At 71.8% G+C, this 13,063-nt stretch carries 14 protein-coding genes; 4 read left to right on the top strand and 10 right to left on the bottom strand.

Annotation, left to right across the window (positions count from 1 at the left end; all coding sequences use genetic code 11):
* Window positions 1-106 precede the first annotated feature (106 nt).
* Together AB0I22_RS05870 and AB0I22_RS05865 are read left to right on the top strand one after the other, a co-directional pair.
* Window positions 107-2,542, top strand: coding sequence for a SpoIIE family protein phosphatase (locus AB0I22_RS05870; protein ID WP_363129398.1), 2,436 nt, complete (start codon window positions 107-109; stop codon window positions 2,540-2,542).
* A 221-nt stretch (window positions 2,543-2,763) separates the two neighbouring features.
* Window positions 2,764-3,486, top strand: a complete 723-nt coding sequence (locus tag AB0I22_RS05865) for a class I SAM-dependent methyltransferase (protein WP_363129397.1) — start codon at window positions 2,764-2,766, stop codon at window positions 3,484-3,486.
* A 115-nt stretch (window positions 3,487-3,601) separates the two neighbouring features.
* On the opposite strand, the gene AB0I22_RS05860 is transcribed toward AB0I22_RS05865, so the two are convergent.
* Both AB0I22_RS05860 and AB0I22_RS05855 read right to left on the bottom strand, forming a co-directional pair.
* A complete protein-coding gene (locus AB0I22_RS05860) occupies window positions 3,602-4,444 on the bottom strand; it encodes a fumarylacetoacetate hydrolase family protein (RefSeq protein WP_363129395.1) in 843 nt (280 codons plus the stop codon).
* A gap of 100 nt (window positions 4,445-4,544) precedes the next feature.
* Window positions 4,545-4,856 carry a hypothetical protein gene (locus AB0I22_RS05855; RefSeq protein WP_363129394.1) on the bottom strand — a complete coding sequence of 104 codons (312 nt, stop codon included), beginning with the start codon at window positions 4,854-4,856 and terminating at the stop codon, window positions 4,545-4,547.
* Between the two features lie 113 nt (window positions 4,857-4,969).
* On the opposite strand from AB0I22_RS05855, the gene AB0I22_RS05850 reads away from it, so the two are divergent.
* Entirely contained in the window at window positions 4,970-5,584 is a 615-nt protein-coding gene (locus AB0I22_RS05850) for an AAA family ATPase (RefSeq protein WP_363129393.1), read from the top strand.
* Between the two features lie 58 nt (window positions 5,585-5,642).
* On the opposite strand, the gene AB0I22_RS05845 is transcribed toward AB0I22_RS05850, so the two are convergent.
* The 6 genes from AB0I22_RS05845 to AB0I22_RS05820 form a co-directional block, all read right to left on the bottom strand.
* On the bottom strand, window positions 5,643-6,182 hold the full coding sequence (locus AB0I22_RS05845) for a GNAT family N-acetyltransferase (RefSeq protein WP_363129392.1): 540 nt from the start codon (window positions 6,180-6,182) through the stop codon (window positions 5,643-5,645).
* A 183-nt stretch (window positions 6,183-6,365) separates the two neighbouring features.
* On the bottom strand, window positions 6,366-6,599 hold the full coding sequence (locus AB0I22_RS05840; RefSeq protein WP_363129391.1) for a DUF6255 family natural product biosynthesis protein: 234 nt from the start codon (window positions 6,597-6,599) through the stop codon (window positions 6,366-6,368).
* Window positions 6,596-6,760 (bottom strand): hypothetical protein, encoded by a 165-nt coding sequence (locus tag AB0I22_RS05835; protein ID WP_363129390.1) that lies wholly within the window; start codon window positions 6,758-6,760, stop codon window positions 6,596-6,598. Before AB0I22_RS05835 ends, AB0I22_RS05840 begins: the two co-directional genes overlap by 4 nt.
* Window positions 6,761-6,839: 79 nt before the next feature.
* Window positions 6,840-7,403, bottom strand: coding sequence for a hypothetical protein (locus AB0I22_RS05830; RefSeq protein WP_363129389.1), 564 nt, complete (start codon window positions 7,401-7,403; stop codon window positions 6,840-6,842).
* Window positions 7,404-7,657: 254 nt separating this feature from the next.
* Window positions 7,658-8,833, bottom strand: coding sequence for a helix-turn-helix transcriptional regulator (locus tag AB0I22_RS05825; RefSeq protein WP_363129388.1), 1,176 nt, complete (start codon window positions 8,831-8,833; stop codon window positions 7,658-7,660).
* A gap of 150 nt (window positions 8,834-8,983) precedes the next feature.
* Complete coding sequence (locus AB0I22_RS05820; RefSeq protein WP_363129387.1) at window positions 8,984-10,150, bottom strand: helix-turn-helix domain-containing protein; 1,167 nt, start codon at window positions 10,148-10,150, stop codon at window positions 8,984-8,986.
* Between the two features lie 178 nt (window positions 10,151-10,328).
* Here AB0I22_RS05820 and AB0I22_RS05815 point away from each other — a divergent pair, with 178 nt between their 5' ends.
* Window positions 10,329-11,906, top strand: a complete 1,578-nt coding sequence (locus AB0I22_RS05815; RefSeq protein WP_363129386.1) for an MDR family MFS transporter — start codon at window positions 10,329-10,331, stop codon at window positions 11,904-11,906.
* A gap of 29 nt (window positions 11,907-11,935) precedes the next feature.
* On the opposite strand, the gene AB0I22_RS05810 is transcribed toward AB0I22_RS05815, so the two are convergent.
* Both AB0I22_RS05810 and AB0I22_RS05805 read right to left on the bottom strand, forming a co-directional pair.
* Complete coding sequence (locus AB0I22_RS05810; RefSeq protein ID WP_363129385.1) at window positions 11,936-12,694, bottom strand: glucose 1-dehydrogenase; 759 nt, start codon at window positions 12,692-12,694, stop codon at window positions 11,936-11,938.
* Window positions 12,691-13,008: a hypothetical protein gene (locus AB0I22_RS05805; protein ID WP_363129384.1), complete on the bottom strand. Its 318-nt coding sequence runs from the start codon at window positions 13,006-13,008 to the stop codon at window positions 12,691-12,693. The genes AB0I22_RS05810 and AB0I22_RS05805 overlap by 4 nt, the downstream gene beginning before the upstream one ends.
* Window positions 13,009-13,063: the final 55 nt, after the last annotated feature.

Here is a 13,063-nt window from a genome sequence, read left to right as displayed (position 1 = left end):
CGGGCGCACCACCTATTCGTCCATTGCCCCACGCGGCGGCCCGGCTGGGCCTACCGTGGTAATGGTGGCGCAGATCGTGCGTACGTGTACGAAGGAGCAACCGCCCATGGACCGTACCGCGTCAGGCTCCGCCCGTGAGGCGGCGGCAGACGTCCCCGGCCGGATTCCGCTCGCGGTGATCGTCGTGGACTCGGCACGTCTGGTGACCCACTGGAGCACGGGCGCGCGCAGGCTCTTCGGGCACACCCGCGAGGAGGCGGTGGGCCGGGCCGCCGTCGATCTGCTGCCCGTGGCGGGCGCGTTCGCCCACGCCGACTGGCAGGACCCCGACGTGTACGACGGCCCGGGCCAGGACCTCGACGCCTCGCTGGGCGGCGAGACGGCCTACCCCACCTCCGGCCGCGCCCGTATGACCGACACCGGTCGCGGGCCCGCCGACGTCGTGTGGTGGGCCTACCCGCTGGTCGGGCCGGGGGTCGAGCGGCTGCTCGTACTGGCCGCGGACGCCGCGCAGTTGCCCAGCGCCGAGCACGAGCGCGTAGCCCCCGGCTTCGGCCTGCACACGGACTTCGCGGACGCGCGGCAGCTCGCCGAGCGGCTGCCCGACATCCTGCCCAACATGGGCCCCGCCGCCAGCAGCCGCATCGTCTCCCAGGTCCTCGAACTCGGCTACCCCGTACTGGAGATCAGCCAGCAGGAGCGGGTGCCGGTCACCCCGGACTGGGGCATGCCCAAGTACGTCGAGCGCCGCCGCCGACTCGCCCGCGCGTACGTGCAGGACGACGGCGCGGCCGGCTCGCCGGCGGCAGCGGCCGCCGCGGCCTTCGCCGACGAACCCGACCTCGAATACGCGGCCGTACGCGAACACCTCGAATTCCTCAACGACGTCAGCGGCCGCATCGGCAGCTCCCTGGACCTCGCCCGTACGATCCGCGAGGTCACCAGCGCCGCCGTGCCCCGCTTCACCGACTTCGCCGGCACCCACCTGCGGGCGGCGGTCCTCGCGGGCGAGGGGTTCCCCGACGGACCGCCCGACGTCAGCACCGTCTGGCACCGCGTCTGGGTCGAGCACAACGACGAGCCGGGCCGCTGGGACGACACCGTGCCGGTCGGCGAGGCCATCGCCTTCCCCGCCGACACTCCGTTCTTCCAGTGCATGGTCACCGGCGACCCGGTGCTGATCCCGCGCATCAGCGAGGAGGCGGGCAACCGGATCTCCGAACGGTTCGAGAAGCGGGACCTGCGTCCGCTGATCACCGGCCGGTCGATGCTGGTCGTACCGCTCAAGGCGCGCAACGTGGTGCTCGGCTTCATGGTGCTGATGCGCCGCGACGGCCGCGAGCCCTTCAACGACATGGACCGCACGACCGGCGCCGAACTCGCCGCCCGGGCCGGGCTGGTGCTCGACAACGCCCGTATGTACACCTACCAGGAGAACGTCGCGGAGACGCTCCAGGACTCCATGCTGCCGCAGGTCGCCCCGCGCATGGCGGGCTGCGACGCCGCCACCCGCTATCTGCCGGGCACCCTGCTCGGCCGGGTGGGCGGCGACTGGTTCGACAGCATCAAGCTGTCCGGCTCGCGCACCGCCTTCGTCGTCGGCGACGTGATGGGCCACGGCCTCAACTCGGCAGCGATGATGGGCCAGTTGCGCACCGCCGTGCAGACCATGGCGGCGCTCGACCTGCCGCCCGCCCAGCTGATGCGCAACCTCGACGACCTCGCGCAGCGGCTCGGCGAGCACTACCTCGCCACCTGCCTCTACGCCGTCTACGACCCCATCCGCTCCGAACTCCTCATCTCCAACGCGGGCCACATCCCGCCCGTGCTCGTACGGGCCGCGGACGGCCGCAGCGAACTCCTGGAACTGCCGACCGGCGCACCCGTCGGCGTCGGCGGAGTGCCCTTCGAGACCGCGAAGGTACGCGTCGACCCCGGCGACCGGCTCGTACTGTGCACGGACGGCCTGGTCGAGGTGCGCGGCGCGGACATAGGGGACGGCCTCGCCGCCCTCTGCGAGTCGGCCGCCCACCCGGCGGCCTCCATGGACGACGCCTGCGACACCATCATCCGCGCCCTGAACACGCGCGGCGGGCGCAAGGACGACGTGGCGCTGCTGATGGCCCGGCTCAACGGCATCCCGGCCGACGACGTCGCCGAATGGGAGCTGGAAACCGACCCGCGGGAGGCGGGCCGCGCCCGTCGGCTGGTCGGCGGGCAACTGCGCGCGTGGGGGCTCGGCGAGGCCGTCGAGACCGCCGAACTGCTCGTCAGCGAGATCGTCACCAACGCCCTGCGGTACGCGCACGCCCCGCGGATCGGCCTCCGCCTGGTCCGCAGCGACGCGCTGCTCTGCGAGGTCACCGACGATGACCAGAGCCTCCCGGCGCTGCTGACCGCGGGCCGCGACGACGAGTTCGGGCGCGGGCTGCACGTGGTGAGCGGCCTGGCGCGGGAGTGGGGCGCGAGCCGGCTGGCGCGCGGGAAGACGGTGTGGTTCGAGCAGGCGCTGGCACACGGCCCGGCGTCCCGCCGCCGGTGAGAGTTCGAACGCCGGGAGACGACTCGAACGCGGAAGGCTCGAATACGGATGGTTCGAACGCGGATGGTTCGAACGTGAGGTGAGAGTCGGAACGCCAGGTGAAAGAAGCCCCCAGCCCCTTGCCCAGGTGCGCACCACGGCGGTACCCAAGATCCTGACGGCTCGCCGCGCCTGCCCGGCCCGGCGGCCCATCGGACCAAACGGACCTGGGGAGTGCGGCCATGAGCGTGTCGGACCGGTACAGAGACGCCTGGGAAAGCTACTGGAGCGATGTCTCAGACGCGCCCGGCGAGGCGATGTGGGACGCGGAGCCGGAGTTCAGCGCGGTGCCGCACCTGGCGCTGCTGGAGCCCCACACGGACCGTTCGCGCCCCATCGTCGACCTCGGCTGCGGCAGCGGCACTCAGACCCGCCACCTGGCCACCCGCTACGCCCGCGCCGTCGGCGTGGACCTCTCGCACGCCGCCGTCGAGCACGCCCGGCGCGCGGACCCGTCCCGGACGGCCGAGTTCGAGCAGCTCAACCTGGTCGACGCGGCGGCGGTACGGGCCCTGCACGAACGGCTGGGCGACGCGGACGTCTATATGCGCGCGGTGATCCACCAGAGCGACCCCCAGGACCGCGCGCCGGTCGCCGCGGCCGTCGCCGCCCTGATCGGACGGGACGGGCGCGCCTTCGTCACCGAACTGACCAAGGCCTCCCGGACGGTGATCAGCGAGGTGGCCCAGGCCCCGGGCGGCCCGCCGCCGAAGCTGGAAGCGGTCCTCTCGCACGGCCTGCGCCCGGCCGAGGCCGAGGACCGCGAGGTGGCGGACCTGCTGGAGGGCGCGGGGCTGGAGATCCTCGCCCAGGGCGGCACGACGCTGCCGCAGACGGAGTTCCGCCGGGACGGCACGCGCATCGAGCTGCCGGCGGAGTGGTTCGTGGTGCGCGGGAGGGAGTGAGGCGGAGGGCTTGTACGGGCGTACGCGCGTATGGGCCTACGGGCCTACGGGCGTATGGCTTATAGGCGCGGGCTGCCGGGTGTGCGTGGCGGCCCGCGCCTTGTACGTCCGGGGCTCAGCCCGTGAAGCGCTGGCGCAGCTCGCCGATGCCCTCGATGGTGGTGACGAGCTCGTCGCCGGGCGCCAGCCACCGCTGGGGGGTGCGGCCGAGGCCGACCCCGGCGGGGGTGCCGGTGAAGATGGCGTCGCCGGGCAGCAGCGGGAGCACGGCGGAGAGCCGGGAGACGAGGGCGGGGACGGAGAAGATGAGGTCGCGGGTGTGGCCCTTCTGGACCTCTTCGCCGTTGATGGCGCAGCGCAGTTCGAGGTCGTCGGGGTTGTCGAACTCGTCGACGGTCACCAGTGAGGGGCCGAGCGGGGCGAAGCCGGGGAAGGACTTGCCGAGACTGAACTGCGGCGCGGGACCGGCGAGTTGGCTGACGCGCTCGGAGAGGTCCTGACCGGCCGTCAGCCCCGCGACGTAATCCCAGGCGTCGGCTTCGGCGACGTTGCGGGCCTCGCGGCCGATGACGGCGACCAGTTCGACCTCCCAGTCCGTGTGCCCGCCTGGCGGCAGTGCCACCTCGGTGACGGGCCCCGTGATGCTGGTGGCGAATTTGGTGAAGACCGGCGGCAGCCCGTCGGGCGCCTCGAACCCCGACTCGGCTGCGTGGTCACGGTAGTTGAGGCCGACGGCCAGCACCTGGCGGGGGGCCGGCACGGGAGAGTCGAGATCCTGCGGTGAGAAGGGGGCGCCGCCGGTGAGGTCGGCGGTCGCGGCCCACTCGCGGAACTCCGCCCAGCGCCCGTACACGGCCTGGGGCTCGGCGGCGAACAGGCCGCCGCCGGCCCGCTCCACGTCGACGGCCTTCCCCTCGTGCAGCAGGACGAGACGGCCGGAGAGGTTGGCGATACGCACGGGACGGCTCCTTGGGGCTGGGCACGACGGGCTGACCGCCGACCGGATCGTCAATCATCATGATGATTAGGGCGATACTCGCTCCGGGGCGCCCTCGGCGTCAAGGGGCGGATGAGCGGCGGCCGGGGCAGGGTCGCAGGTCGTAGAGGTAGGAACGGCCCTCCTTGGAACTGCGCCAGACGGTGGCGGGCGGCTCGGGCCCGTCGCCGGGAGCGTCGAGCGGGCGGGCGACGACGAGGCCGTCGGGGAGGACGCAGTGCCAGCCCTCATCGACCCCCGGCCCCCAGACGCACCGCACGCTCCCGTCCGTCCGGCGGTAGGCGGGCCGGCCGTGGCGCGAGCCGTCGCGCTCGAAGAGGTAGCGGAGGCCGTCGGTGCGGCGCACGAAGGAGAAGGATTCAGGAGCCGTCATACCTCAGGGACTGCAGGGGGAGGGGCCGGTCCCGGCGACGGGATATCGGCTTGTTGTCGGACGCTCTGTACGGTGAACCCGCAGGCGAGAGGCGAGGAGAGGCGGGTACAGGGGTGGATGGGACAAGCGGGAACGGGCCGGGCTGGCAGGTGGTGCTGCTGGGCGGGGCGTCGGGGAGCGGGAAGACGCGGCTCGGCTATCCGCTCGCCCAGCGGCACGGGGTGCCGCTCGTGGAGGTCGATGACATCGTCGAGGCCGTACAGGCCATGAGCACCCCCGAGCAGCAGCCCGCCCTGCACCACTGGAACACCCGCCCCCAGGACGCCGACCTGCCCGTCGAGCGCGTAGTCGAACTCCAACTGGCGATCTGCGCCGCCGTGCGCCCGGCCGTGGAGGCGGTCATCGCCAACCACCTGCGCACCCGCGTCCCCGTCGTCATCGAAGGCGACTACCTGCTGCCCGCGCTCGCCGCGCAGCGCTCGTTCGCGGGCGTCGAGGCGCGTACGGGCGAGGTGCGCGCGGCGTTCGTACGCGAAGGGGACGTCGACCAGCTCGTACGCAACTACCAGGAGCGCGAGCCCGAGGAGGGACCGCAGCCGCACCGGGCGCGGGTCAGCGCCCGTTACGGCGACGTACTCGCGGAACAGGCGACGGCGCTCGGCCTGCCGGTGATCGAGGCCCGCCCATGGGCCACAGCGGGGGAGCGGCTGACCGCCGGGCTGGCCTGAGAGGCCGGGCCCGCCAACGGGGCTGCCACATCGCGGAGACCCGCTGTCGGGAACGGGCTCAATCGGACGGCGTGGCCGGGGGTCGCATCCCGAGCCACTGCTCGGCGTCCCAGGCCTCGAACCGCTCCACCTCGGCGAACCCCAGCTTCGCCGCGAGGCGCATCGAGCCGACGTTGGCGCTCTGGGTGGTGAGCACCACCGGCTCGCCGGGAAGGACGCCGTCGAACCAGTCGAGCGCCGCCGCGCACGCCTCGGCGGCGTACCCGGACCCCCACGCCCGCGGCAGGAACAGGTAGCCGAGATCGGCCTTCCCCGCGGCGGCCGGGCGGCGGTGCTCCGTCGCCCTCCTGAGCAGGATCTGGCCGATCATCGCCCCGTCGAGATCGACGACGAAACTCCCGGGCCACTGTTCGGGCACCTCGGGCATCTCGCGTTCCAGCACGTCACGCGGCCGGGGCCCGCCGAGGTAGGCGTGCACCTCCGGTGAGGCCAGCAACTCGATGAACGCCGCACGGTCCCGGGCCTCGGGCTCACGGAGCACGAGCCGCTCGGTCTTGATGGGGGCGGGCGGCCAGGCTATGGGTCCAAGATCAGTCATGCCGGTCAGCCAACCACAGGTTCGGCAGCGATCAAGACTCGCGGACCGATCGGCTCCCCGGCTCGGAAACTATGCGCACTGGGGCGGAGCTGGGTTGCCGTAGCCCATCGGATCAGCGGTGGCGGCTCGTCTCGATGTCGGCAGGACGGGCTGACACCCCGCCAGGCTCGCCCCGTGCGTTGTTCACCGTGGGCGCGGGGGGTGTTGTCCACCCCGTGGAGCGCAACTGGTGTTCCCCAGCTGGTCCGTTCCGTCCGGGACATGCGGCGGGAGCCGCAAGGACTCGTACGACTCAGTCCGTTCCGTGCCGCAGTCCGGGCAGCGGCTCACGCCCTCGCGTTCGCCCCACCCTGTCGCGTGATCACAGAGTTGGGGCGCGTACCCAAATGCTGTGCTGGTGCGGCGAGTTGATGTCACGGCCTTGCCTGTAGCGACACCGGGTGCCCTTGGGCCCGGTGTCGAGCCAGGAGTACGCGGCAGTCCAGGGCCGCGCTCGGGTCGCGATTCCGCTCCGCCTCGGCGAGCTTCTCGGTCAGGGACTTGCAGTACGCGCAGGTGGGGGAGTTCTTCGCCGTCATACCTGGGCCCTTCTGGCTGCCGAGGTTCTGCCTCGGCCTGTACCGGGGGGAGTTGTGCGGAGCGTGTACGTGGCGGCGGCTACGGGGCCGTCGGGTCGGCTGGGTCCGCCGGGCCGTGCGACGCCGACCGCGTCACCACGTCGCCTTCGACCAGCCGCCCATCGAATTCCTCCGGCGGCTCCAGCGTCACGTAGTCGCCGAAATTCCGGCGATACCGCTTGTGCCCGGTCGTTTGGGCGTGCTTGCGCATCCACTCGGCCGCCGCTTCCGGGGCGATATCCATGGCGGATTCCTCGCCGCATTCGATGTCGTCCCCGGACACGCAGGTGACGGAGAACTCCGAGTGCGCGAACGGGTCCAACTGGACGGTGTGGGGCACGTATCGGAAAACGCGACTGCCCATCAAGTCCCCCTGTCTTTCGGTGCCGCCGGGGTTCAGGCGAACGGCGGTGTCCGGCTTCCCTCGCCCCGCGCGGCACTCCGCGCACCGGCACGGCGGAAACGCGGGCGAACCGAAAGGAATGGCCGGTGTTCCGCGCAGCCCGTACGAGTCGCCGAAGACCCCCGAAAGCGTGCCGTTGACCTCACGCTCGACCATCCGACGAGACAGCGCACCGCGCGTCTCGCGCGCCTCGCCCCTCATGGGCGCTGCCATCGCATTCGCGCCGGGCGGCTCCGTACGCGTGCCTGTATCGCGCGTGCCCGATCGAATTCCGACGACAGCGGCCAATGCGGGTTGGCGTTGTCGGGGGAGAAGGGGGAGGGGAATGTCGACGCAACGGCGTCTGTGGGCATCGCGAGGGCCTCTCCAATGAGCGTGATCTGTCACGCTGGCAGGGAGAGGCCCTGATGTCTGTGGCATTTTCACAATGCGTGAGCGGCAAATACCCTGCGTAATCACATGGCCAGGCCGACCACCCCGGCCAGTTCCCGCATCTCGGGGGTGAGCGTGCGGCGGCCCCGCACCACGTTGTCGAGGATGTCCCGCGCGTAGCGCTGCTGTGGCAGCCACTGGGGGGAGTCGTGCCGGATGCGCTGCAACAGCTCGACCGCGGCAGGGTAGTTGCGGGTTCGGGCGTGTGCGTCGGCCACGTCCAGCAGGTGGCGATTGCGGTTGTTCCACCTCGGCGGGAGGCCGCCGAGCGGCACCCGCTCGGCCAGGCGCAGCACCCGGTCCGGCTGGTCGAGGACGGAGGCGATTTCGGCTGTCTTCATCGCGACCGTGGTGGGGCCGAACGAGCGGATGGCGTCGCGCCTGCTGCGCTGCTCCTTGCCCACCGCCACCGCCGCGGCGCGCGCCAGTTTCATGGCGTCGGCCGCGGCCGAGGGGTTGTTGTTCCGCACCGCCGCGGCGGCCACCATCAGGAGGAGGCTCCCCCACGCGTTCAGCTCCTCGGGCGTGGCGCGGGACAGGCGCGGTTCCGTCTCGTCGGCCCAGTGCACCGCCAGTTCGTACGCTTCGCCCAGCCGCCCTTGCCGCAGCTTGAGCCAGCACAGGGTGTCCACGCCGGCCGCCGTCTCCAAGCGGTCCGACGCGTCCGACATCGCGCGCCTCAGCGCCAGTTCGGCGGCGTCGAACTGGCGGTTGTGGACCATCACCATGCCGACCAGTTGCAGCGCGCGTACGCGCACCGCGCGCCCTTCCGAGCCGAGGGCGTCGGCATCGCGGATGAGGGCCGGGGTGACCTGGGCCAGTGTCGCGAACTCGTCCGCCGTCACGAGTCCTTGCGCGGCCTTCACGGCGTCGCTCACGCCCTCGACGCTGGGCGCGTCGGTCACGGTCACGTCGCCCTCGACCGGCGGCGGGGCCGCCAGAGCGGCGCGTACGGGCGTCCACTGGCTCTCTGCAGTCGTGTCCGCCTCTTCAGGCCGGGGGTCTCCCGCCAGATGCATCGTCGGGACGCGTAGCGCGTGGGCCAGTTTTCGCCACGTTTCCAGGCGGGCGCCGTCCCGTTCTCCTTGTTCGAGTTTGGTGATCACGGATTTTGAGACTCCCGACGCGCGGGCCAGGTCGCTCTGCGTCAGATCCCGCAATTTGCGGGTGGTCTTGAGGCGTTCTCCAGCAGATGCCATACCGTCAGGCTAGCGCCGCCCAATATACGGACGTCGCGTTCGCGGCCCGCGACGGCAATTCGCATCATGCCGGGGGCTTGGAAGGGTTGGTTCGACCGGCTCGCCGGCATGGTTCGCGGACTGTTTACGCTTGATGTGTTTCTCGTGCGATCACAACACCAGTCCCACTGCCCCGGCCAGTTCGCGCATCTCGGGGGTGGGTGTGCGACGGCCCTTCACTACTCGTTCCATGATGTCGCGGGCGAACCGTTGCTGTGGCAGCCACTCGGGTGAGCCGTCACGGATGACCATCAGTCGCTCAACTGCCGCACTGTAGTTGCGAGTTTTGGCGTAGGCGTCGGCTACGTCGAGGTAATGACGGTTGCGATTGTTGCTGGTCGGTCGCAGGCCCCCGGTCGGCACCCGTTCGGCGAGGCGTAGCACTACGTCCGGGCGGTCGACCACGGCGGCGTTCTCGGCCCGTTTCAATGCGACGGTCACGGGGCCGAAGGTGCGTAGGGGGTCGTTCTCCGGGGCGTACTCCCGACCGACGGCTACCGCTGCCGACCGTGCGAACCGCAGTGCGTCCTCGGCCTCGCTCGGCGCGTTGTCGCGTACCGCTGCGGCCGACACGCGCAGCAGCATCCAGCCCCACGTGCTGAGTTCGGCAGGCGTCGCGCGGGAGATCCGGGGTTCGGTCTCGTCGGCCCAGTGTGTCGCCAGCTCGCGGGCCTCGCCCAGCCTTCCCTGCCTCAGCCGCAGCCAGCACAGCGTGTTGACGGTTGCCGCCGCCTGGAGGCGGTCTCCCGCGTCGTCCAGGGCGCGGGTCAGGGCCGTCTCCGCCGCCGCGAACTGGCGGGTCTGCGTCAGCAGCCACCCGACGAGTTGCAGTGCCCGTACGCGCACGGCCCGACCCTCCGGGCCGAGGGCGTCGGCGTCGCGCACCAGGGCCGGGGCGACCACCGCCAGCGCGGCGAACGCGTCGCTCTTGAACAGTGGCTGGGCCGCCTTCAACGCGTCCGTCACCCCGCCGACGGTGGGCAGATCCTCCCCGTCGGAGGCGACCGGCGGGGCCGCGACGGCGGCGCGTACGGCAGCCCAGCGGTCCTCTGTCTCCGGGTCCGCACCGTCGCCGTTCTGGTCACCCGCGAGGTACATCGTCGGGACGCGCAGCGCGTGGGCCAGTTTTCGCCACGTTTCCAGGCGGGCGCCGTCCCGTTCTCCTTGTTCGAGTTTGGTGATCACGGATTTTGAGACTCCCGACGCGCGGGCCAGGTCGCTCTGCGTCAGATCCCGCAATTTGCGGGTGGTCTTGAGGCGTTCTCCAGCGGATCCCATACCGTCAGGCTAGCGCCGCCGCCCCGCCCGGCACCGTACCGGCGCGACCTCACGGGACCGCCCGGACACGTACCGAAAGCGGCTGTCGGAGTTGGCTGATCGCCGATCAATTCGTGTAGTGGCCACTACTGTTGAGCGGGCACTTCTCGTGACCGGCCGATGAGCGGAGGGCGTCTCCATGATGGCAGCGAGCGGCGATCCCGGCGGCGTGGCGGGGGCGGATCCCGACCGGATGGACCGGCGGACCGGCCTGGCGTGCGGACTGCTGATCCTCGGTGCGTTCCTCGCGCTGCTGGACACGACGATCGTCAGCGTCGGCATGGACCGGATCGGGGAGCACCTCCACTCGCCGCTGTCGACCATTCAGTGGATCGGCGCCGGGTACATGCTGGCGATGGCCGTGGCCATTCCGCTGTCCGGGTGGGCCGTGGACCGGTTCGGCGGGCGGCGGATGTGGATGGGGACGCTCGCGCTGTTCCTCGTCGCCTCCGCGCTGTCCGGGCTCGCGTGGGACGCGTCGAGTCTCATCGTCTTCCGCGTCGTGCAGGGGTTCGCGGGCGGTCTGATCGAGCCGGTCGCGCAGACGATGATCGCCCGGACCGCCGGGCCGCGACGTGTGGGCCGGGTGATGAGCCTGGTGCAGATCCCGATGATGCTGGCCCCGGTCTTCGGGCCGGTGATCGGCGGTTCGGTCATGGAGCTGGCGGGGTGGCGCTGGCTGTTCTTCCTCAACCTGCCGATCGGGGCCGCCGCCCTGCTGCTGGCCCGGCGCGTTCTGCCCAAGGACGAGCCCGCCGCCCGGCCCGCCGACGGGGGTTTTGACACGTTGGGCTTCGCCCTGCTCTCTCCGGGGCTCGGGCTCCTCGTCTACGGGCTCTCCCAGGCCGGCACCGGGGCCCGGCCCGGTTCGGCGACGGTGGTGGTGCCGGTCGTCCTCGGGGCCCTGCTGCTGCTCGGGTACGCCGTCCATGCCCTGCGCACCAAGGGCGTACCGCTGATCGATCTGCGACTTTTCGCCAACGGCAAGTTCGCCCGGTGCACGGTCATGCTGTTCATGCTCGGCTTCACCGTCAACAGCGGGCTGTTCATGATCCCGCTGTACGACCAGATCGTGCGCGGCGAGGGCCCCGTGCACGCCGGGCTCATGGTGGCTCCACAGGGGCTGGGCGCCGCCCTCGTCCTGCCGTTCGTCAGCCGCCTCACCGACCGTTTCGGCGCGCGCGGCGTCGTCCCCTTCGGCATGGCGCTGGCTTGCGTCGGCACGTTCGCCTACACCCAGATCGACGCCGGTACGGGCCAAGGCTGGCTCGCCTTCTGGCTGTTCGTACGCGGTGTCGGCACCGGGGCCACCTTCGGGCCGGCCCTCGGCGCGGCCTACCAGGCCATCGGTGAGGCGGTGGCGGCGCGGGCGACCAGTGCGCTGTACGTGCTGCTGCAACTCGGCGGCGCGATCGGCACCGGCGGCCTCGCCCTGCTGTTCCAGAACCGCATCGCCGCCGCGATCCCCGGCGCCACCGGCACGCCCAGCGCCGCCGACGATCCGAGCCTGGCCGCGCCCCTCGCCCACGCCTTCGGCGAGGCGTTCTGGGCGGGTGTGGCCGTCTGCGCCGCCGCCGTCGTCGTGGGGCTGTTCCTGCCCGGTCGGTACAAGGGAGGGGAGGAGTCCGCCCCGCGGGCCGGGGCCGGGCAGGACGCCGCGGCGGAGGCGTCGGGGGAGGCGTCGGCGGCGGACGCCCCCGCGCCTCCTGCACACTGAGGCCCCGGCCCCCGGCCCCGGCCCCCGGTTCAAGCCCGGCGGCCGCCGTCGACCGACATGGCGGTGCCGGTGACGTAGGAGGCGTCCGGCGAGCACAGCCACACGGCCGCGGCGGCGACCTCCTCGGGCTCCGCCAGCCTGCGCAGCGGGGTCACGGCCTCCTGCTGCTCGACCAACTGGGCGCCGGCGGAAGCGACGACACCGTCGAACATGGCGGTCTTCGTCAGCGCCGGGCACAGCGCGTTGACCCGGATGCCGTCCGGCCCGTAGTCAACGGCCGCCACCTTGGACAGGCCGACGACGCCGTGCTTGCTCGCCACGTACGCGGGTGCGCTGGGGATCGCGTACAGGCCGCCGTTGGAGGCGACGTTGACGATCGAACCTCCGCCGCGCTGCCGCATCGCGGGCAGTTCGTACTTCATGCACAGCCAGGTGCCGATCACGTTGACCCGCAGCACGCGCTCCCACTCCTGTACGGACATCTCCGTCAGGACCTGGCCGTGCGAGGGGATCCCGGCGTTGTTGACGGCGAAGTCGAGCCCGCCGAACGCCGCCACGACCTGGTCCACGGCCCGCCGTACGGACTGCTCGTCGCCGATGTCGACGGCCACGGCCTCGGCCCGCCCGCCCTCCGCCGCGATCAGCTCCACGGTCCGGCGGGCGCTGTCCTCGTCCAGGTCGAGCACGGCGACCGCGGCCCCGCGCCGGGCGAACTCAAGCGCGCCGGCCCGCCCGATGCCGCTGCCCGCGCCGGTGACCAGACCGGCCTTGCCCGCGTAGCCGCTCATGCCAGCGGCTCGTGGTTGACCCAGATCGCCTTGTAGGGGTGGCGGCCCTGCCAGCGCCTGATGAGGTCCACCGCCCCGGGCATGGTGAAGGTCGCGTTGAGGGCGTCGAGGTCGGCCAGGCGCAGTTGCAGAACGGCGCTGGCGACGGCCACCGGGGCGTGGTCGTCGCCCGGGACGCGGATGTGGTGCCGGGCCGCGAACGACTCGACCAGCCCGGAGCCCATCACGAGCTCCTCGAACTCCTTGAGGTACTGGTCGAGCTCGTTCGCGGGAATCGGATTGTCGAAGGCTACGATCATCGTGTGGTGCATCATGCCTACAGCGAACAGGCATTTTCCGCACACGTCCAAGATCTATTCATTCTCGTTC

Source organism: Streptomyces sp. NPDC050610 (assembly GCF_040654875.1).
GTDB lineage: Bacteria > Actinomycetota > Actinomycetes > Streptomycetales > Streptomycetaceae > Streptomyces.
This window is presented reverse-complemented; position numbering and strand designations above follow the sequence as displayed.

Excerpts from the sequence above, each read along its gene's own strand:
- AB0I22_RS05870 (WP_363129398.1), top strand. The coding sequence starts at position 107 with ATGGACCGTACCGCGTCAGGCTCCGCCCGTGAGGCGGCGGCAGACGTC.
- AB0I22_RS05865 (WP_363129397.1), top strand. The coding sequence starts at position 2,764 with ATGAGCGTGTCGGACCGGTACAGAGACGCCTGGGAAAGCTACTGGAGC.
- AB0I22_RS05855 (WP_363129394.1), bottom strand. The coding sequence starts at position 4,856 with ATGACGGCTCCTGAATCCTTCTCCTTCGTGCGCCGCACCGACGGCCTC.
- AB0I22_RS05845 (WP_363129392.1), bottom strand. The coding sequence starts at position 6,182 with ATGACTGATCTTGGACCCATAGCCTGGCCGCCCGCCCCCATCAAGACC.
- AB0I22_RS05835 (WP_363129390.1), bottom strand. The coding sequence starts at position 6,760 with ATGACGGCGAAGAACTCCCCCACCTGCGCGTACTGCAAGTCCCTGACC.
- AB0I22_RS05830 (WP_363129389.1), bottom strand. The coding sequence starts at position 7,403 with ATGAGGGGCGAGGCGCGCGAGACGCGCGGTGCGCTGTCTCGTCGGATG.
- AB0I22_RS05825 (WP_363129388.1), bottom strand. The coding sequence starts at position 8,833 with ATGGCATCTGCTGGAGAACGCCTCAAGACCACCCGCAAATTGCGGGAT.
- AB0I22_RS05820 (WP_363129387.1), bottom strand. The coding sequence starts at position 10,150 with ATGGGATCCGCTGGAGAACGCCTCAAGACCACCCGCAAATTGCGGGAT.
- AB0I22_RS05815 (WP_363129386.1), top strand. The coding sequence starts at position 10,329 with ATGATGGCAGCGAGCGGCGATCCCGGCGGCGTGGCGGGGGCGGATCCC.
- AB0I22_RS05810 (WP_363129385.1), bottom strand. The coding sequence starts at position 12,694 with ATGAGCGGCTACGCGGGCAAGGCCGGTCTGGTCACCGGCGCGGGCAGC.
- AB0I22_RS05805 (WP_363129384.1), bottom strand. The coding sequence starts at position 13,008 with ATGATGCACCACACGATGATCGTAGCCTTCGACAATCCGATTCCCGCG.